We start from the raw sequence: 20,835 nt of genomic DNA, 5'->3' as shown, positions 1-20,835 counted from the left end.
TTCTGGGTCTTTTTCAGTTTCTTCTTGAGGTCCTGGGGCCTTTTGTAAGGACTTTCTGGGGTCGTTCCCAGAGTAGCCGACCATGCCGCTCAAGCGGCGTCGGTAAAGACGGAAAAAGTTGCTCGGGTCGCGTAACTTATCCTGCAAAGCCCTGCATAAACAGATCCGAAAAGCATCCCAAGGATTTTGCATTACAAAAGTGAGCGAATTTAAGCGAGTGGAAAGAAAACTTCGCGAAAAGTACGCAGCGGAGTCGGGTTGGAAACAGGACGTTTCCAACCGGCCATTGAGCAGGAGCGATTTGGCCGGAAACCCGACGGAGTGGAGAACTTGAGCGTTAGTTTTGTCCGCACAGCTTATTGAGCGAACGGTGTAAAGCAAAATCCTGGAGAATCTGCTTCGGAGCTTTCAATGTAGCGTTTTTCTGCACATCACCTACTAACAAAGTTTCTCTCTAAGGAGTCTATAACAATGACCACACCGATGATGCAACAATATAAATCCATAAAATCTCAAGCTCCTGATGCGATCCTTTTCTTCCGTTTAGGAGATTTTTATGAAATGTTTGGTGAGGATGCCCGGACCGCTGCTCCTATTCTGGAAATTGCCTTAACCGGCCGTGATTCCGGAGGAGGGGAAAGGATTCCCATGTGCGGTGTTCCCCATCATGCCGTAGAGGGCTATCTTGTGAAGCTGGTTTCCGCCGGTTATAAAGTAGCTTTATGTGAGCAAGTGGAGGACCCCCAAACCGCCAAAGGGATCGTGAAAAGAGAGATTATCCGGATCATTTCTCCAGGTACTTTAACGGATTCCTTAGTAGAGCAAGCCAATAACTTTTTAGCCGCGGTCTACCATGATCAGGAATGGGGATTGGCTTTTGTGGATGTCTCCACAGGGGAATTCACGGTTTTTCAGACTCAATCCTTAGATATATTAACCACTGAGCTTTCCCGGATTCGTCCTTCCGAATTGCTGCTCCCAGCGGAGCTCCTCAAATCAAAGCACTGGCGCCCTTATTATCTTACCCAGCGCGAAAAGAAAACCTATCAACACACCTTACTCGAAGAACGATTTACTGAACAAAGGGAGTTGTTTCAGGAATTTCCCACAGCGATGAAAGCCGCTAACGGCCTTTGGCAATATATCCTGGAAACCTCTCCCGGTATTGAACCTTCCCATATTCTGAAGGTCAATGCCTATCGACCTGAGCACTGGATGCTTCTTGATCCCTGGACCCGAAGAAATCTGGAGCTTACGGAATCCATTCGCGGACAGGGGAAAAAGGGAACCTTATTATCCGTTCTGGATTTTACGAAGACCGCCTTTGGGGGCCGCCTGCTCAGGCGTTGGATCGAGCAGCCCCTGCTTCTTAAAGAGGACATTGACAAGCGTTTGGATTATGTAGAAGCCTTGGTTGAGGATAGCTTTTTGCGGGGGGACCTTATTCAACTTTTCAGCAAAGTCTTTGATCTGGAGCGTCTGATGGGAAAAGTCTCCTATGGCACCGCCAATGCCCGGGACTTATTGTCCTTATCCCAGACCTTAGGGGTTCTGCCCCAACTCCGGGCTTTACTTGCCGAGGGAAAATCAGAGCCCCTTAAAGCCTTTATCCCCACCCTGGAAGGTCTGGACTCCTTAGCTTTGACTTTGGAACAGGCGATCAACCCGGAAGCACCGATCTCCTTGAGGGATGGAAACTTGCTGAAAGCCGGCTACTCAGAGGAAATCGATGAGCTGCGCAGCATATCCTCCGGAGGAAAAGCCTGGGTGGCAAAATTAGAAAGTATGGAAAAGGATCGGACCGGAATTCGCTCCCTTAAAGTGGGATATAATAAAGTATTTGGGTATTATATCGAAGTGACTCATGCTAATTCCCATCTCATCCCTCCTGAATACATTCGCAAACAAACCTTAGCCAATGCCGAGCGTTTTATCACTCCGGAGTTGAAGGAATATGAACAGAAAATCCTGGGTGCCGAGGAGAAAGTTACCCAGTTGGAATATCAGCTCTTTCTGGAACTCCGGGAAAAAGTCCGTCAGCATGCTGCCAGGATTTTAGAGGCTGCTCATTCTCTGGCCGAAATCGATGTCTATACCAGTCTGGCGGAAGCGGCAGTGCGCCATCATTATTCCCGTCCTGTGATGATGATGGAGGGGAGCCTCACCATCATCGAGGGGCGGCATCCTGTGGTGGAATCCATGCTTCAGGATACTTCCTTTGTCCCCAACGATACCCTCTTGACTCCGGACAAACATCTGGCCTTAATCACCGGTCCCAATATGGCCGGTAAATCCACCTATATGCGGCAGGTAGCCCTGATCGTCCTCATGGCCCAGATCGGCAGCTTCGTCCCTGCACAGCAGGCCACCATTCCCATCGCCGATCATATCTTCACCCGGGTGGGGGCATCCGATGATTTGGCCTCAGGACAAAGCACCTTTATGGTGGAGATGTATGAGGTAGCCCATATTCTGCGCCATGTTACACCCCATAGCCTCATCATCCTCGATGAAGTGGGACGGGGGACAGCCACCTATGATGGTCTCAGCATTGCCTGGGCTGTAGCAGAGTACTTAGCCGGTCAAGAGAACAAACCGAAAACTCTCTTTGCTACTCATTATCATGAACTTACTGATTTAGAAGAAACTCATGCCGGTATCTTTAATCTTCATGTCGGGGTTCGGGAACATGGGGAAGAGATTGTTTTTCTGCATAAGATTATTCCAGGCCGCGCCGACCGCAGTTATGGGATTCAAGTGGCAAAATTGGCCGGTCTGCCCGCGAATCTCTTGCAAAGGGCAAAAATCATCCTGCATGAATTGGAATCCTCCTCCAAGGAAAGCCGCCAAGCTCATTTGTTGAATAGGGAGAAGATGACCCAACTGTCCTTGTTCGAGGTTCAGCCCCTGGATCCGCTGTTACAGGAAGTTGGCGAGCTTTCATTGGAGGATTTGACCCCAAGGCAGGCCTTAGACTACTTGTTTGATTTAAAAGAACGCATTAAAGCATCTGAATCTATTTAGATTAGTAGGTTCATAAAAGACCCGCAAGCGTAGCTTTACGCACAGGAGAGAACCCATGGCAACGAAGGGGCGTGGAAGCGAAATGATGCCAGCCCCGGAGTGCTTGGGTGAACGGATGTGTGTAAAGCTACACGACCCGGACAATAATGTAAATTATACGAGGAGGGTAATTATGGCATACCAAGTTGGAATTGACGTCGGAGGGACGTTTACTGATGGGGTACTTATTCACAACAATCGCCTGATCAATAAAGCTAAAGTTCCTACTCAACAAGATAATTTGTTGGACACCTTGCTCCATGCTCTGGAACATCTTGATGTCTTTAAACAGCCTGTTGAGCAGATTACAGTCAGTACTACTTTGGTGACCAATGCCATTCTGGAAAACAAATTGCCTCCTATAGAATTATTTCTCTTTCCAGGCTCCGGTATGCGGTTGGATGCTCTGCCCTGGCCTGTACCCTATCATGCACTCATGGGTGAAATCGACTATCGGGGCAGGGAGGTGTCTCCCCCGGATGAGTTGGAATGGCGGAGGCTTTGCAACCGGCTGGATTTTGAATCCGTCCATCAGGCAGCCGTTGTCAGTAAGTTTTCTCACCGGAATAATCTTCTGGAAGATAGCTTAGCTCAGTTTTTGAGCAAGAAGTATCCCCAACTGGATATTGCTTTGGGCTGTGAATGGGGGCATGCCAATTTTTACCGCCGCAGTCTCACCACCTATCTCAACACCGCCAGCAAAAACCTTTTTAAAACATTCGCCTCCCAATTGCATCAGGCCGTGGAGAAAAATGGCTCGAAGGCTGGGATTACCGCTCTGAAAGCGGATGGAGGAATCTTACCCATTGATCAGCTCCGTCCGGTGGAGTCCATTAATTCCGGTCCTGCAGCCAGCGTCATTGGCGCTTTGGCCCAAACGGATCCCCGGCAGTCCTTTGTGGTAGTGGATATTGGGGGAACGACCACGGATATCGGCCTGATTCTGTCGGGAGAACCTCTCCTCAGTGCTCACGGTGCACAAATCGGTCCTTTTTTGACCTTGATTCCCACCTTAGCCACCCGTTCCATCCCTGTCGGAGGAGATTCTGCCGTTTTGCCTTCACCTGATGTGCCTGAGGGCTTTACCCTTGCTCCCTATCGCAAGGGCCCGGCCTATTGTTTGGGAGGGGAATACCCAACCCCCACCGATGCCATGCGCTATTTGAAACGGGTAGAGCATGGAGATTATGCCCGGGCTGAAGAAGGCTTAGCTTCTTTGTTATCTCCGGAAGCCCGGAATCCCCAAGCTCTTCATCAATTAGCTCTGAAAATTTTAGAGAAGTTTGCGGAAGAGGTAGCCAACGCTTTCTCTATCTTACATAAGGAGTGGCAAGAGGAACCCGCCTATAAGGTGTGGGAGGTTCTCCACCCCCATAGTGCCAAAGATTTTTATATCTGGGTCAGTGGCGGCAGTGCCCGGGGCATCGCTCCTTCCTTGGAAGACAAAGTCCACTTGCCTGTACGCTTTACCCAACATGCGGATGTCTCTAATGCCATCGGTGCGGCCTTAGCCCGGCCGACCTTATCCTGTACCCTTCATTTGGATACGACGATCCGCTCCTACCGAATTGAGGAATTCGGAGAACAGAGGGAATGGCTGGGTTCAAAACGTCCCCATAAGGAGATCCAGGAATTCCTGCACGGAATTGCCCGTGAAAGGGCCCAAAGCATTGGTTTAGATCTTAATGAACTGGAATTTAAGACCCAACCTTTTGATTTTTTCCCAGTTGTTAAAGGTTACGAAACAGTTGGTCAAATAATCCGGGGTTCTGTGGTTGTTCCCCCCGGAGTGGTCGGGAGGCTTGAGGTATGAAGCATACAGGATTATTATTTTTCCCCGCTTTTGACTGGTCTTTAGGAGATACCCATCCTGAACGGGAGGAAAGACTCCTTTATACCCAAGAACAATTGTTTGAAGAGGGGGTCATGGATTTACCCCAGATCAAACAGTATTCTCCAGGTCTTGCTTCATTAAAAGATGTCCAACGGACTCAGGGGATTTTTCCCTCCCCGGAAGGTCATGATTTAGATGCTCATTTGATCGCCGCCGGAAGTTCCCTGGTTCTGGGAGAGGCATGGGCCAAAAAGGAGATCCATAATGGCTTTGCCCTGGTGCGCCCGCCGGGTCACCACTCAGGAGCTACGGTCTTAGGGAACCGAGGGTTCTGCACCTTAAACAACGAAGCGATACTGATTAATCATCTTCGTACCTTCTATGGGATAAAAAAAGTAGCTATCGTGGATACGGATGTTCATCACGGAGATGGTACACAGGATATTTTTTATCATGATCCCAATGTGCTTTTTATTTCCATTCATCAGGATGGACGGACTCTCTACCCCGGAAGCGGCTTTATCTACGAGAAAGGCGGACCCAATGCCTGGGAGACTACCTTGGATATTCCTCTGCCCCCCGGTACCGGGGATGAAGATCTTCACCATGTCCTGGAAAACTGGGTTCTCCCTAAGCTTCGTGATTTCCAACCGGATCTGATTATTAACTCGGCCGGTCAGGACAATCACTTCACCGATCCCTTAGCTTCCATGAGTGTGACAGCCCGGGGCTATGGAAGAATCACAGAGCTGCTCAATCCGGACCTGGCTGTCCTGGAGGGAGGATATTCCATTGAAGGAGCCTTACCTTATGTGAATCTGGCCATTGTCTTAGCTTTAGCGGGAGAGGATTATCAGGGAGTGATCGAGCCCCAAAAACCTCGTCATCCCCACAGCGGCTCCAATGCCTTCCGGGGCTTCCTTAAGGAGTTGAAAGAGCAATACCGCCGGGCTAAGCCGGACTGGACCATCCGCACCGATAGTTTTCTTCCCTCGGGGAAATGGGTTTACATTCCTCACTCCGTGTATTATGATACGGAAGGTTTCCGGGAGGCACGTAAGGACTGGATCCGCCAGTGCAGTCATTGCGGCGGAACGGTGCTCATTGAAAGCCAGCATACTATAACAGGCAATACTTTTGCCTTAGTGCGGATTCCTTTTGAAGCTTGCCAACAATGCACCCAGGCGGGATATGATTTATGGGAGCATTTTATCGGGCGCAAAACATCCGTATTACTCCAAGATCAACGGAATAATGAGGTTGAGCTTTGGCATCTGGATAAGGGGGTAACTCATTTTTGACCGCTAAAATCCAAATCCTGGACATACAAGCTGCCAATCAAATCGCTGCCGGTGAAGTGGTGGAGCGCCCTGTTTCTGTGGTGAAAGAGCTGATTGAAAACGCTCTGGATGCCCAGGCTACTCTAATCGAAGTCATCATAGAGGGAAGCGGTGTGGAAAGGATCCGGGTCCAGGATAACGGACAGGGAATACCTGCCGACGATCTGCCCCTAACCGTCCTGCGTCACGCCACCAGTAAAATACGCAGCATTGATGATTTAAGCAATTTACTCACTCTTGGTTTTCGCGGTGAAGCTTTGCCCAGCATTGCTTCCGTCTCCAAGCTGGAAATCATCAGTCGTCCGCCCGAGGAAATTTCCGGGAGGGTTTTGCGGATTCTGGGAGGGGAGCAGCTGGAGTTCTCCGAGACCGGCTGTCCGCCGGGAACCACTATCACGGTCGATGATTTATTTTATAATACACCTGCCCGGCGTAAATTTTTAAAATCCAAAAACACGGAATTTGGCCAAATCTCCGATATCATCGGGCGGCTTTCTTTAGCCCGGCCTGATGTTTCCTTTACCCTGAAGCATCCAAAAATCCTTGTCCTTCAAACACCGGGAAAAGGACATTTGCTGGAGAGCATAGGCGCAGTCCTCGGCCAAGCCACGGCCCGTCGTCTCTTGCCCTTATCCTGCTCACTGGGGGATTGGCAGTTGGAGGGTTATATTAGTCCGCCGGATCTGGTTCGTTCCACTAAACAAGGAGAGACCTTGATCGTTAATCAGCGGATTATCCGTTCCAACAGTATCAGCCGTGCTGTTTCAGAAGGGTATCATACCTTGATTCCTTCTAAACTTTATCCCATCACCGTATTGAAATTGCATATCCCACCCCATGAGTACGATGTCAATGTCCATCCCACTAAAATGGAAATCCGCTTCCATAAAGAAAGAGAACTGATGGAGTTTATTGCCGACAGCATTCGCAGGACTCTTCTCGAGGCCCGTCCCATAGCACCCTTTGTCAAGAATTCCTCAGCCCCTAAAAACCCCCCCGCCGGCAGTGACAAGCCTGCCCAGGTGGCCTTGAACTTCATCCCTAAAGGCCCTCAGAGCCCGTCTCAGAGCAAAACTGCACCTATACCTTATAAACCCTTTGGCAACGCACCTTCAGAGCCTGCAAAAGGGATTTCCGCTCCGCAAAATAGCGCAATAGATTGGCGAGAGTTCATTGAGATAGGGGAGAATCCTACAAGGGACTCTAATTTCAAAGCTCCATTGCCCCTTAATGAGCATTGCAGAGAGAAAGAAGAGCATCCTTCTGAATTCTTCCCCGAATCACATGATACATTAAAAAACTCCCCCCAGAAGCCCGATATTTATTCAGTGGGAAAAGAGGTATGTACACCGCCAACCGCTGAGCAGGAAATGTTGGTTAAAGAAGAGGACTATGGAATCACCAATGACATCAAAGATCAAAGCCCTCTTCTGGCCTTAAGGCCTATCGGGCAGGTTTTTAACACGTATATTCTGGCCACAGATGGGGAACAGCTTGTCATATTTGACCAGCATGCTGCCCATGAGCGTATTAATTACGAACGCCTACTGGCTGAACACCAAAAAAATCCCGGAAACAGTCAAATGTTATTGATTCCACTGCCCATGGAGTTTACCCCCGGGGAGGAAGAGGCTTTGCTGGAGCATTTCCTTCTGCTCAACGATATGGGATTTATTCTTGAGCAATTTGGAACACGCACCTATCTCCTGCGCGGCATCCCAGCCTATAGCGGCCCCTACCAAGGGGAGCATCTCCTGCGGGACTTCCTTGACCAGGTCCTGCTCAATCATATTCCTCCAACCATGGATCAATTGTTGGAGGAGTGGATCTATATGCTGGCCTGTAAAGAGTCCATTAAAGCCAAGGAAAACCTGACCCATTTTGAAATGGAGCAATTGATCGTTCAATTGAGTAAAACCCTGAACCCCTATACCTGTCCCCATGGCCGGCCAACCATGATTCAACTCACTAAAGAAGAGCTGGAGCACCGCTTTTATCGTAGTTAGGAGCAGCATTTAATGAACCACTCAACAGTAATTCTCAAGATCACCCATCCCAAGGATCCGGATTTAAAGGCAAAGTCCCTTTGGTTTTCAGAGCAACCTGGCGTTACCTTGCTAACCCCTCAAAAGAAGTTCCTGGAAAAAACGGTCGAAGAACCAAAGTATCCCCTCCTCCATATTTCCCGTAAAGGAACCTATCTGGAAGCGGGGGGCAATCGATTGCAGTTTCATCCCAGTATGGCTTTGCTGCGGGTCCTGCAGATCCTCAGAGGAGAAGGGGATCGTTTTCTGGAGGCGACCGGACTGCAAGGAGGAGATGTCTTTTTAGATGCCACTTTAGGGCTGGGAACGGATGCTTTAGTAGCGGCCATGCAGGTAAGGGGACAGGGAAAGGTCATAGGTATAGAGCACTCTCCCATTTTAGCAGCTCTTGTTAAAGATGGGTTACGGTCCTTAGCTCAAGGGGATTACCCTCATGTCCAAAATCTGGACAAGGCCAAGGCCTGGCAGGCCTTATCAGAAGCTGCTCAGCGCATTGAAGTTTTTTGGGGAGATCATCTTGAACTGCTGGCCCGCTATCCTTCATCCTTTGCGGATGTGGTTTACTTTGACCCCATGTTCCGCCACACCCGGGAAAAAAGCGCATCCATCCGTCCTTTGCATGAGGTTGCCAATTCCTGCTCCTTGGAAAGTGAAGCTGTTGCAGAGGCCTGCCGCATAGCCAAAAGACGGGTTGTTCTTAAAGAGAGAAAAGGAAGTCAGGAATTTAGCCGTTTGGGTTTTTCTATTCGAGAAGGGGGGAACTATAGTCATATAGACTATGGGATAATCCACAAAGGGGGAGCAGGTTCATGAAACCCTTAGTCATCATCGTAGGACCTACAGCCGTAGGAAAGACAGCACTCGGGGTTGCCCTTGCTCAAGCCCTCCAGGGTGAGATTATCTCAGGGGACTCCGTTCAGGTATACCGTAAGCTGGATATCGGGTCCGCTAAGCCAACTTTAGAAGAGCAGGGAAATATACCCCATTATCTGCTTGATGCTTTGGATCCTACTGAACCTTTCACTGTGGCCCAATTCCAGACTTTGGCCCATCACTCCATTCAGGATATCCAAAGCCGGGGCAAAGTACCTATTGTTGTCGGCGGGACAGGACTTTACATCCGTTCCTTAATCGATCCTTTTCAATTTGCCGAGCACGGCTCAGAGCCTATTCGCAATTTCTGGACCGCATTTCTTTCTGAACGAGGTAAAGAGGCTCTACACCAGGAGTTGGAAAAAAGGGATCCGCTCAGTGCCCAACGTCTCCATCCCAATGATACGGTTCGCATTATCCGTGCCCTGGAAATCTGCCAATTAACCGGTAAGCCTTTTTCAGAAATCCGCGGTCATCAGGACACTGTTTATCCGCCTTTGGCTTCTTCAATTCTCTATGTAGGGCTTACCGCACCGCGGGACATTATTTATGAACGAATCAATCACCGTTGTGAGCAGATGGTGGCCTCGGGTCTGATCGAGGAAACTCAGAATTTAATTCAAGAAGGCTACTCCCCAAAGCTTAAGCCCTTGCAAAGCATAGGTTATCGACACGCCTTGCTCTATCTTTACGGCAAGGTGACCCTCCCGGAGATGATGAGAATCTTTCAAAGAGATACCCGGCATTTCGCCAAGCGTCAACTCACTTGGTTTCGCAGGGATCCGCGAGTGGTTTGGCATGATACTTATAACGAGAATATGACAAATATTCTTGAATTCTTGATAGACACTTGCAGAGGGATTCAAAGTCGTGTAGAATAGGAAAATAGAAATAGATGGTGGTGGAGGTAAAAAAATGAATAAAGCGCCCATCAATTTACAAGATACCTTTTTAAACCAAGTCCGAAAAGAGAATATGCCGGTCACGATTTACTTAGTGAATGGCTTTCAATTAAAAGGTTTAGTCCGCGGATTTGATAATTTTACAGTTGTCATTGAATTTGAAGGTAAACAGCAAATGGTCTACAAACATGCTATTTCAACTGTAATGCCTCTTCGTCCCATTAATCTAATGGCTGCGTCCCAAGCCTCGGCTGAAGAACGTTAAGAATAAGGTCAATAGGTAAAGCCTGATTCAAATCAGGCTTTTTTCGTGTTTCAGAATTGCTTGGAGCTTGAGCGGCATCAATTGGGAGATGAAAAGAAGTGTCGTCCGGGTCGCGTAGCTTTACGCACAACGGTCACTCCATAGCTCCGGGGCTGGTCCACTCGCCTTCTTAACAGTCGAGCCAAACCTCAGGGTAATACCTGATGTGAACCATGGCTCGCCTATGTTAAGAAGGCCTCGTTGACCCGAACGCCCCTCCGCTAAAGCCGTTCCCTTTTGTGCGCAAAGCTACGCCTTGTGGATCTTTTTCAGTTTCTTCTTGAGGTCCTGGGGCCTTTTGTGAGAGCTTTCTGGGTTCGATTCAGGGTCGCCGACTCATGCCGCTCAAGCGGCGTCGGTAAGGACGGAAAAAGCTGCTCGGTTAGCGTAACTTATTCACAAAGCCCTGCATGCATAGACCCGAAAAGTAGCCCAAGGATTTTGCTTTACAAAAGGGAGCGAATTTAAGCGAGCGGAAACAAAACTTCGCGAAAAGCACGCAGCGGAGAAAGGTTGGAAACAGGACGTTTCCAACCGGCCATTGAGCATGGAGCGAATTGGCCGGGCACCTTTCGGAGCGGAGAGCTTGAGCGTTAGTTTTGTCCGCGCAGCTTATGGAGCGACCGGTGTAAAGCAAAATCCTGGAGAATCAACCTTCAGATCTTTTTCAATGTAACTTCAGTGCAGCGCGGAAAATATAACTAAAAATAACGTGTTGTAGAGATAATAAAGGCATGGTATATTTAAAGTTAGTGTAATTTAGTCATGAAAGGGAAATTATTGATGAAATCAATGAATATTCGTAATATCGCCATTATTGCTCACGTTGACCATGGCAAGACAACCTTGGTTGATGCGATGCTTAGACAAAGCGGAACCTTCCGAGCCAATCAAAATGTTGTGGAGCGGGTTATGGACTCCAATGACCTGGAGAGGGAGAGGGGTATTACCATTCTCTCTAAGAATACAGCGGTCAATTGGTTGGATACAAAAATCAATATTGTGGATACACCAGGTCACGCCGACTTTGGCGGTGAGGTGGAACGGGTCTTGAAGATGGTGGACGGGGTACTCTTGATTGTGGACTCTTTCGAAGGGCCCATGCCCCAAACACGTTTTGTTTTAAGAAAGGCTTTAGAGCTTAAACTTGTTCCCATCGTGGTGATTAATAAGATTGACCGTCCGGATGCTCGTCCTGCTGAAGTAGTGGATGAGGTCCTGGACTTATTTATCGAATTAGGTGCCGATGATGAACAGCTGGATTTCCCGGTGATCTACGCCTCTGCACGGGATGGACTGGCCGGTATGGAGCCTGATCAGCTCACCCATAGCTTTGAGCCCCTTTTCAAGGTAGTTCTGGAGCATATTCCTGCCCCCAGTGTAGATGTGGAAGCCCCTCTGCAGCTTTTGGTTACCACCCTTGATTACGACGACTATGTGGGCAAGATCGTCATCGGCCGGATTGTCCGCGGTAAGGTTCGTCAAGGTGAAAGTATCACCTTGATCAAACGGGATGGCAGCTTTGAGCGGGCCAAAATCGGCAAAGTCTATACCTATGAAGGGTTAAAACGCATCGATGTACCGGAGGCAGAGGCTGGAGAAATCGTGGCTCTCACAGGCTTAACTACCGCTAATATTGGGGAAACTGTAGCTGATGCCAGCAATCCGGAGGCTTTGCCGGTGATTGAAGTGGATGAGCCTACGTTGACTATGAATTTTATTGTTAATAACAGCCCCTTTGCCGGACTGGAAGGGGAATTTGTTACCTCCCGTAAACTGAGGGAACGCTTATATAAAGAGATTGAGACCAATGTAAGCCTCCGGGTTGAAGAAACGGATTCGGCAGATTCCTTTAAGGTATCCGGCCGTGGCGAGCTCCATTTATCCATTTTAATTGAGAACATGCGCCGAGAGGGCTATGAGCTCCAGGTTTCCAAGCCTGAGGTGATCTATAAAACCGTGGATGGAGAGAAATGCGAACCGATTGAGTATCTCATCTGCGATATTCCTGAAACCTCCATGGGAACGGTCATCGAATTGCTGGGGAAACGGAAGGCGGAAATGGTCAATATGACCCATATTTCTCAGACCCAAATGCGGGTGGAATTTAAAGTTCCCGCCCGCGGACTCATCGGTTTCCGGGGAGATTTCCTAACCGAAACCAGGGGAGAGGGGATCATGAGCCATGTCTTTCACGGTTATGAACCCTTTAAGGGAGAAATTCCCGGCAGAAGCCGGGGGGTTTTAATAGCTTTTGAGACGGGAGAAGCCACAACCTACGGGCTGCATTCTGCTCAAGAGAGGGGAATCACCTTTATTGAACCCGGCACCAAGGTCTATGAAGGAATGATCGTCGGGGAAAGCAACCGGGAGCAGGATATTGAAGTCAATGTGGCACGAAAAAAACATGTCACCAATATGCGCTCCAGTAATGCCGAGGAAGCTCTTCGTTTAGAGAAGGCAAAAATCTTTACCTTAGAGCAGGCCCTGGAGTATATTGATGACGATGAACTGGTAGAGATCACCCCGAAGAGCATTCGCTTGCGGAAGAAGTATCTCGACAAAAATGCCCGTGTCCGCTATGCAAAATCCCTGGCTTCCAACAGCGCAAAATGAGATAATAATTAAGGACACCTTTCCCGTCTTTCTGCGTATAGTAGTAAAGACGGGAGGTGTCACATCTTATGGCAATACGTATTACCTTTCCGAGGGAAAAAAATCAGCCTCCGATCGTTCAAACACCGCGGACTCACAAGACAGCGGCCATCGTGGATTCATCTTCTGAATTATCCCGTGGACGAAAGGTAACTCAACATTCATCGGAAAACAGCACCACGGCTGAGATCATTGCTGAACTCAATGCCCTCGTTGGTTTAACCACAGTCAAACGTCTCATCTACGAGATTCAAGCTTACATAGAGATCCAAAAGAGACGGACACGAGAAAAACTGGTGGCAGAACCCCTGGTCCTTCATATGATTTTCCGAGGCAATCCTGGAACAGGTAAAACCACTGTGGCTCGTTTAATCGGCAGGCTCTTTAAGGAAATGGATGTTCTGCAAAAAGGACATATTATTGAATGTGAGAGAGCGGATCTCGTGGGGGAATACATAGGTCATACGGCACAAAAGACTCGGGACATGGTCAAAAAGGCTTTGGGAGGGATTCTCTTTATCGACGAAGCCTATTCTTTAGCCCGAGGGGGAGAAAAGGATTTCGGCAAAGAAGCTATTGATGCCTTGGTGAAGGCCATGGAGGATCATAAAAATGATCTCATTCTCATCTTAGCCGGCTATAAACACGAGATGGAGTGGTTTTTACAAACCAATCCCGGCTTAAGATCCCGCTTTCCCATCCATATTGATTTCCCTGATTACTCTATCGAAGAGCTGCTGAGCATTGGGGACTCCATGCTTAAAACACGCCAATATCAGTTCACCTCTGATGCCCGTGACGCTTTCCGCTTTATGCTGCAGGGAGTCCTGAATTCCCACCCTTATGCAGGGAATGCCCGCTTAGTACGCAATATGGTGGAGAAAGCTATTCGCAAACAGGCCGTACGACTCTATGAAAAATCCACTTCATCCCGTGAAGAACTCATGGGGATTCTACCCTGTGATTTGAGCCTGGAGGATGAAGACTTAAAGTAACAGGAATGACATTCGTTATTTATACAGCGGAGGTTCAAATGGATATTTTGGGTGATACCTCTGGGATTCGCGGAACCCAGCTTAAAGAACTCAAAGATTTGACTTCGCTCCGGACGGCCCGTCCGGAGCTTATCCATTATGATTTATTAATGGGAATCTGCAATTTAACCAGTCTGTGGAATAAAGAAATAGCCCTTTATATCAATCGCTCGGGAATGGTCAGCGCCGTGGCTGTCGGACAGCATGCTGCGGTCAAGCTGCCCCCTCTTCCAGCCCGTCAAACGGGACGTTTGCGCTGTATCCATACCCATCCCAGCGGAAACCCTCAGCTCAGTCCTATGGATCTAAGCGCCTTGAGTTCCGCCGGGCTGGAAAGCATGAGCAGTATCGGGGTTAGAAATGGACAGGTCACAGGAGTTGAAATTGCCTTTTCAGGAGATTCAGGCTATCCAATCCTGGCCTTAAGTCCTGAGGAGCTTATGAACTTTTCCTACGACACGGCAGTTCAGGACTATCGCCTACGCCCCCCCAGCCCGGTTCTCAAGGTATCTGAGCGGGAGAAAGCCTTTCTGGTCGCTCTGGAGGAAGAAGAACCGGGACTTGAGCTGCTGACGGAGCTGTCGGAACTTGCCCATTCTTCAGGTGTTGAAGTGGTGGGACAGATTCTTCAGCCCAAACGGTATGGGAGCCCGGTGAGTTACCTGGGAAAAGGAAAACTGCAGGAGTTAACCCAGCACCTGCAAAACAGCGGTGCCAATGTCCTTATCTGTGATGATGAGCTTTTACCTGTACAGCTGCGAACTCTGGAGCAGGCTACAGGGATTAAGGTGCTGGACCGTACCACATTAATCCTGGATATCTTTGCCCAACGAGCCAAATCAAGAGAAGGTAAGCTTCAGGTGGAGCTGGCCCAGCTTAAGCATCTTTTACCCCGATTGACCGGTCAGGGACTCAGTCTTTCCCGGCTGGGCGGGGGAGTAGGAACCCGTGGCCCCGGAGAATCCAAACTGGAAATGGATAAGCGGCGGGTAAGAAAGAAAATCAATCTCTTAGAGGATGAACTGGGTGAAATCCGCAAGACCCGCACCACTCAGAGGCGGCAAAGAGAAAAAAGCGGCATCCCCCTGATTGCTTTAGTCGGTTACACCAATGCGGGAAAGACCACTTTTTTGCAAAAGGCCATGGAGCAAACCCGTTCCAAGGGAGAAAGTGTCAAGGGAGAGGACAAGCTCTTTGCCACCCTTGATCCTATCGTACGAGGGATACGCCTGGATCGAAAGACGGAGATATTGCTTAGTGATACCGTAGGATTTATTCAGAAATTACCTCATCAACTTCTCCATGCCTTTCTCGCTACTCTTGAAGAAGTGCAGAATGCCGATATTTTAGTTCATGTTTTGGATGCCAGCCACCCCAGAGCCTTAGAGCGTGCCGATACGGTTCATAACATTTTAGGGCAATTGGAGTGCAGCCACAAGCCACGGATTACCTTACTGAACAAAATTGATAAAATAGACCATCCTTCCGATCTAAGCCGTTTAGCTCAAGAACTGTCCCATCCCATACCCGTGTCCCTCATTGAAAACAATTCACTGACCCCCGTATGGAATAAAGTCCTTGAACTCCTCTAGTGTAGTGGCACGTTGACTTTCAGCCAAATGACACAGGATGAATTTTCAGTCTGCAAGGCGGAGGAGTGAGGCGTAGTGGTGCTACGCCGATGGACGACAACGCAGCAGATGGAAATTCAGACAAGTCATTGGGCGAAATGTGAACGTGCCACTACACTAACTGGAAAGATGGATACAACGAGGAGGTTTCACCATTGTTTTTAGATAATCTGCCCAGAAAAATTCTCGAGGCAAAAGGTCAGGCTGAACAGCTTTTACAGCTGCAGGAAAAGACCCTACTTGATATTGCGGAACATAATCACGCCAAAGTACTGGAAGCCTTTCAGGAAGAGAGAGTAAGCACCTATCATTTGCAGGGCTCCACAGGTTATGGCCTTGGAGATAGCGGCAGAGAAACTCTGGATCGGGTCATGGCCCGGATCCTGGGCACGGAAGCTGCTTTAGTCCGGGGACAATTTGTCTCCGGAACCCATGCCATTGCCACAGCCCTATTTGCTGTCCTTCGACCCGGTGATCATTTTATTTCCGTTACGGGAGATCCCTATGATACACTGGAAGAAGTGATTGGCATCCGGGGAACAGGGCAGGGGAGCCTTAAGGATTTCGGGGTAGCTTATGACTCGATTCCCCTTAGTGAAGAGGGAACAATTCAGTATCCTTTGGTTGGTCAAGCTATAAAACCCAATACGAAACTGCTTATTCTTCAGCGTTCCCGGGGTTATGCCTGGCGTAATTCCCTTCATATGGAGCAAATCGCCGAATTTGTGGATTATGTCCGTGAGCATTTTCCTAAACTTATTATTTTTGTGGACAATTGTTATGGCGAACTTGTAGAAAAACGCGAACCCGGGGATGTGGGAGTAGACCTCTTAGCAGGATCCCTGATTAAAAATTTGGGAGGGAGTTTAGCTCCCACAGGAGGATATATTGCCGGCAAACAAGAACTCGTTGAGAAAGCCGCCTGCCGTTTAACAGCTCCAGGGATTGGGGGAGAGGTGGGAGCTACCCTCAGCTGGCAGCTTCAGTTCTTCCAAGGGCTTTTCTTCAGTCCTTTGACCGTGAGTGAGGCGATTCGGGGGGCGATTTTTTCCGCCGCCTTTTGGCAGGCCTTAGGGTTCGAAGTGAATCCTCTTCCCAATGCCCTGCGGACGGATCTTATTCAAGCCGTCAAGCTCAATTCGCGAGAGGCCATGATTGCTTTTTGTCAAGGCTTCCAGAAAGGCTCGCCTGTCGATAGTCATGTCCTGCCCATTCCGTCGGGAATGCCGGGGTATGAGGATGAAGTCATTATGGCAGGAGGAACCTTTATTCAAGGTGCGACCAGTGAGTTCTCTGCAGACGGTCCTATGCGGGATCCCTTTATCGCTTACCAGCAAGGCGGGATCTCCATGAATTATATTAAGTTTGGGAATCTATTAGCGGCTCAAAAACTTTGGGAACAAGGATTACTAAAGTGAGGTGCACACATGGAAAACGAACAAGATATCAAAGTAAAAGCGAAAAGTACCTTAAAACTCATGATTGAAATCATCGAAATTGTGATTATTGCCTTTGCCTTATCCTGGGTCATTCGCACCTTTGTATTAGAGGCAAGGTTAGTCCCAACCGGGTCCATGCTGCCGACGATTCAGCTGCAAGACCGCATTATTGTCGATAAATTCTTTTTTAAGCATTTTGGTGATTTTGAACGAGGAGATATCATCGTTTTTCATCCACCTTCCAGCGCCCATTCTTCCGACGATTTTATCAAACGTTTGATTGCCTTACCAGGGGATACCATTGAAATAAAAGACCATAAGACCTTTATCAATGGCCAACAGGTGGAAGAGCCCTATGTCATGGAGCCTCAGATTAAAAATTTGGAGCCCTTGGTTGTGCCGGAAGGTTCTGTTTTTGTCATGGGAGATAATCGCAATAACAGTGCCGATTCCCGGGAGTGGGGTTTTTTGCCGATTGAAAACATCTCCGGAATGACTCTGTTCCGTTATTGGCCCATGAGCCGATTTGGAGCGATTGATTAAAGGCAGCTTTTTCACCCCTTTGCATATAGTATAGAGTAGACTGTTGCTCGGGTTGTGTAGCTTTACGTTGCTATGGACTCTTTTCAAGTTTTCTGGGCTATTTTCTAAATAGAATAGAGAGGATGGGTGCGCGAATGACACGGCAAAAAATTATTATTCTTTTCGGAGGTCAGTCCGGAGAACACGAGGTTTCCCTGAACTCTGCCAGTTCTGTACTTAAGGCCATTGATAAGGAAAACTATGAGGTAGAGACCCTTGGTATTTCCAAAAGCGGCCAATGGCATTGGGGAATACGTCCTGAACAATGGCAGCAAGATCCCACTTTACAAGGTATTCTCGTCAATCTCGTCCACGACCCTTCAAACCCCCGCTTTATAGCCTTGGACGGCAGCACTCTTCCTCAGGATGGGACATTTGACTTGATTTTTCCTGTTCTGCATGGACCCTTCGGAGAGGATGGAACCATCCAGGGATTGTTTGAAATGGCTAATATTCCTTACGCAGGCTCAGGAGTCCTTGGCTCCGCACTGGGTATGGATAAAGACCGTATGAAAGCAGTGTTTACCGAAGCCGGCCTGCCTCAAGCCCCTTATCTCACCGTACTTAGAACGACGCTCCAAAAGATGATGGAAAAAGTGCTTCATGATATTGAACACTCTCTGGGCTATCCTTGTTTTGTCAAGCCGGCTAATTTGGGTTCCAGTGTGGGTATTTCCAAAGCACGGAACAGAGAGGAGCTCATCAACGCCCTTCATCTTGCGGCAGAATACGATCGCAAAATTGTGGTAGAGCAAAACATTGTGGGACGTGAAATCGAGCTGAGTGTACTGGGAAATGAGGATGCGAAAGCCAGCATCCCGGGAGAAATTCTTCCTTCCAAGGATTTTTATGATTATGAAGCCAAATACATTGACACCGGCTCTCGATTGGTGATTCCTGCTCCTCTGGACCAAGAGGTGGTAAAGAGCTTGCAGGAAAAAGCTGTTGCAGCCTTTAAAGCCGTCGAAGCCTGCGGCTTAAGCCGGGTAGATTTCTTCGTTACTGAAGGCAATCAGATCTACATCAACGAAATCAATACCATGCCGGGGTTCACTCAGATCTCCATGTATCCAAAGCTTTGGGAAGCCAGTGGAATCCCATACTCCGAATTGATCACCCAATTGATTGAACTAGGCTTCCAGCGCTTTAGGGACAGTCGTTCCCGGAAAATATCCCTTTAATATGTCGGTACTCAGCCCTGAAAGCCGTTTAGATAGCGGAATTCAGGGTTTTACTTATGTATGCGTATAATCGTGATTAACTTCATAAATTCTCCCCGTTATATCGTTTAATGGGATTATTTCTTCCGAAGTTGACGGTATACACCGCTTCAAGAATTTCATTTTTGCGGGCGGTGATTTCAGCTTTCGGCAAGTCTAAAATTATATCCTCCAACACATAGGGACCATTTTTAAAATGCCCGACTGAAGCTCCGCGAAACTCACCGTCAATCAGCAGATATTGCAGGGTCTCATGCTCCGGGTGCTTGAATTGTTCTTTCAGCCGATGCTCATTGGACTTGACTAAAAAATCATTGCGATGCATGGCAAGGACGAATTTGGGTGTTTCCTTGGCATAAGTTTGCAGCAATGCCCAATCAGATTTCAGTAGGTAACTGTTTTCCATCTCTATAAAAATGCCGTCGGCAAGCATCCCCTCAATCGCCTTTTTGATCTCTTTCCCCGGCAGTTTATAAAACGACTTTACCATATCCCCATCAAATAAAACATGGCGATAGGCAAAGCGTTGTAATAGGATCTTCAGCGACTCCTGCCGAGAATAACGTGCCAGATCTGCATTGGGAAACATTTCGGTAAATTTATACCAGCTCCGATCCCATTCTCCGTCGTATTGATCTTCGTAAATTAAAAATGCTTCCTGCAGGCGGTGGAGTGCAGGGGTTATCTCCTTCACCAGCATCCCGGTGAATTCCTTCATCTGCTGGATGGTTAAGGGACCTTCCCGCTTAATCAGATCCAGCAGCACGTGTTGGCGTTCCGACGGTTTGTCAAGGGGCTTGCGATACAGCGCGGCGAACAATTCCAAATCCTCAACCATAATCCAGCCCAGATTGCCGCCCGCAAACCGCCCTTTGATGAGTTTACGAGTGCTTTGCCTTTTTCGGTTGAATTCGATGTCGTCAAAGTCAGCACGGAAGGTTAAACTTGGCGGGTCGCCGAAACCATTCCAGTAAATACTCTGCCCAGGCTGTGCGTCACGGTAAAGTGATATGTATTCTTCCTCACTTGCCTTGTATGAAAGAAATTGCCGCTCCATGCGAAGGGCCCTAATAGTTTGACTGTCAACGATCTTAATGACCTCCTTTACTTGTACTTCAAGTTCGTATTGTGCAATAAAAAAGCAGATATCCACCCACATCATTGTGGAATGGAGGTCTGCTTTTTATTGCCACGTACCTTATAAATCAGTGTAAAATACGAAATACCCCAATAACCTTACCCAAGACAGTGACATCCTGGGAGTAGATAGGCTCCATATAAGGATTTTCAGGTTGAAGGCGGATGAGTGTTTTTTCTTTGTAGAACCGTTTTACCGTAGCCTCTTCACCGATCATGGCAACCACGATCTCTCCGTTACGGGCCAGTTTTTGCTGGCGTACTAAAATAAGATCCCCGTCCATAATTCCTGCATCAATCATACTTTCACCTTTAACTCTCAGCATGAACACCGTATCTGAGTTAACCAGATCCATTGGAAGCGGGAACGTATCTTCGATATTTTCCTGGGCCAAAATAGGCTGGCCGGCGGTCACCTTGCCAATAATGGGGACAAAAACAGTTCTCTTTTCATTGGGATCGCTGGAGCTGTCTAATATCTCAATGGCTCGAGGTTTCGTTGGGTCGCGGCGTATGTACCCCTTTTCTTCAATGGTCTGCAAATGCCCGTGAACAGTAGAGCTGGACATTAATCCAACTGCATCGCCTATTTCGCGAACAGAGGGGGGATAACCCTTTTCTCGAATAACCCGTTTAATATACTCTAATATATCAGTCTGTCTCTGCGATAAATCAGGATACACCCAATTTCCTCCCTTCATATATTCTAAATCTATTTTAGCATTAAATACCTCCGTGTGCAAACAAATGTTCGAAAAAGTATTGACGAATTCCCG

The 20,835-nt window shown here is 48.2% G+C and carries 15 protein-coding genes; 13 read left to right on the top strand and 2 right to left on the bottom strand.

Features of this window, described 5'->3' with window-relative positions; all coding sequences use genetic code 11:
* Nucleotides 1-471 precede the first annotated feature (471 nt).
* The 13 genes from mutS (at nt 472) to DESPCE1_RS0110710 (ending at nt 18,883) form a co-directional block, all read left to right on the top strand.
* Entirely contained in the window at nt 472-3,024 is a 2,553-nt protein-coding gene (mutS, locus tag DESPCE1_RS0110770; RefSeq protein ID WP_019850482.1) for a DNA mismatch repair protein MutS, read from the top strand.
* Between the two features lie 172 nt (nt 3,025-3,196).
* A complete protein-coding gene (locus DESPCE1_RS0110765) occupies nt 3,197-4,876 on the top strand; it encodes a hydantoinase/oxoprolinase family protein (RefSeq protein WP_014794027.1) in 1,680 nt (559 codons plus the stop codon).
* Nucleotides 4,873-6,198: a histone deacetylase gene (locus DESPCE1_RS0110760; protein ID WP_019850481.1), complete on the top strand. Its 1,326-nt coding sequence runs from the start codon at nt 4,873-4,875 to the stop codon at nt 6,196-6,198. Before DESPCE1_RS0110765 ends, DESPCE1_RS0110760 begins: the two co-directional genes overlap by 4 nt.
* Complete coding sequence (mutL, locus tag DESPCE1_RS0110755; protein ID WP_019850480.1) at nt 6,195-8,243, top strand: DNA mismatch repair endonuclease MutL; 2,049 nt, start codon at nt 6,195-6,197, stop codon at nt 8,241-8,243. Before DESPCE1_RS0110760 ends, mutL begins: the two co-directional genes overlap by 4 nt.
* Nucleotides 8,244-8,255: 12 nt before the next feature.
* Nucleotides 8,256-9,095 (top strand): class I SAM-dependent methyltransferase, encoded by an 840-nt coding sequence (locus tag DESPCE1_RS0110750; RefSeq protein WP_014794024.1) that lies wholly within the window; start codon nt 8,256-8,258, stop codon nt 9,093-9,095.
* The gene (gene miaA / locus DESPCE1_RS0110745) at nt 9,092-10,036 is read left to right on the top strand and encodes a tRNA (adenosine(37)-N6)-dimethylallyltransferase MiaA (RefSeq protein WP_019850479.1); all 945 of its coding nucleotides are present in this window, start codon (nt 9,092-9,094) and stop codon (nt 10,034-10,036) included. Before DESPCE1_RS0110750 ends, miaA begins: the two co-directional genes overlap by 4 nt.
* Nucleotides 10,037-10,070: 34 nt before the next feature.
* Entirely contained in the window at nt 10,071-10,322 is a 252-nt protein-coding gene (gene hfq, locus DESPCE1_RS0110740) for an RNA chaperone Hfq (RefSeq protein ID WP_014794022.1), read from the top strand.
* Nucleotides 10,323-11,144: 822 nt separating this feature from the next.
* Nucleotides 11,145-12,977 (top strand): translational GTPase TypA, encoded by a 1,833-nt coding sequence (gene typA / locus DESPCE1_RS0110735; RefSeq protein ID WP_014794021.1) that lies wholly within the window; start codon nt 11,145-11,147, stop codon nt 12,975-12,977.
* 68 nt (nt 12,978-13,045) lie between these two features.
* Nucleotides 13,046-14,011 carry an AAA family ATPase gene (locus DESPCE1_RS0110730; protein ID WP_014794020.1) on the top strand — a complete coding sequence of 322 codons (966 nt, stop codon included), beginning with the start codon at nt 13,046-13,048 and terminating at the stop codon, nt 14,009-14,011.
* A gap of 38 nt (nt 14,012-14,049) precedes the next feature.
* Nucleotides 14,050-15,642, top strand: a complete 1,593-nt coding sequence (hflX, locus tag DESPCE1_RS0110725; RefSeq protein WP_014794019.1) for a GTPase HflX — start codon at nt 14,050-14,052, stop codon at nt 15,640-15,642.
* A 194-nt stretch (nt 15,643-15,836) separates the two neighbouring features.
* Nucleotides 15,837-17,099 carry a methionine gamma-lyase family protein gene (locus DESPCE1_RS0110720; RefSeq protein ID WP_019850477.1) on the top strand — a complete coding sequence of 421 codons (1,263 nt, stop codon included), beginning with the start codon at nt 15,837-15,839 and terminating at the stop codon, nt 17,097-17,099.
* A 9-nt stretch (nt 17,100-17,108) separates the two neighbouring features.
* On the top strand, nt 17,109-17,663 hold the full coding sequence (gene lepB / locus DESPCE1_RS0110715; RefSeq protein WP_014794017.1) for a signal peptidase I: 555 nt from the start codon (nt 17,109-17,111) through the stop codon (nt 17,661-17,663).
* A gap of 134 nt (nt 17,664-17,797) precedes the next feature.
* The gene (locus tag DESPCE1_RS0110710; RefSeq protein WP_019850476.1) at nt 17,798-18,883 is read left to right on the top strand and encodes a D-alanine--D-alanine ligase; all 1,086 of its coding nucleotides are present in this window, start codon (nt 17,798-17,800) and stop codon (nt 18,881-18,883) included.
* Between the two features lie 82 nt (nt 18,884-18,965).
* On the opposite strand, the gene DESPCE1_RS0110705 is transcribed toward DESPCE1_RS0110710, so the two are convergent.
* Together DESPCE1_RS0110705 and lexA are read right to left on the bottom strand one after the other, a co-directional pair.
* Nucleotides 18,966-20,084, bottom strand: a complete 1,119-nt coding sequence (locus DESPCE1_RS0110705; protein ID WP_019850475.1) for a hypothetical protein — start codon at nt 20,082-20,084, stop codon at nt 18,966-18,968.
* A gap of 43 nt (nt 20,085-20,127) precedes the next feature.
* Nucleotides 20,128-20,742 (bottom strand): transcriptional repressor LexA, encoded by a 615-nt coding sequence (gene lexA, locus DESPCE1_RS0110700; RefSeq protein WP_014794014.1) that lies wholly within the window; start codon nt 20,740-20,742, stop codon nt 20,128-20,130.
* Nucleotides 20,743-20,835: the final 93 nt, after the last annotated feature.

Source organism: Desulfitobacterium sp. PCE1, from assembly GCF_000384015.1.
Lineage (GTDB): Bacteria > Bacillota > Desulfitobacteriia > Desulfitobacteriales > Desulfitobacteriaceae > Desulfitobacterium > Desulfitobacterium dehalogenans.
This window is presented reverse-complemented; position numbering and strand designations above follow the sequence as displayed.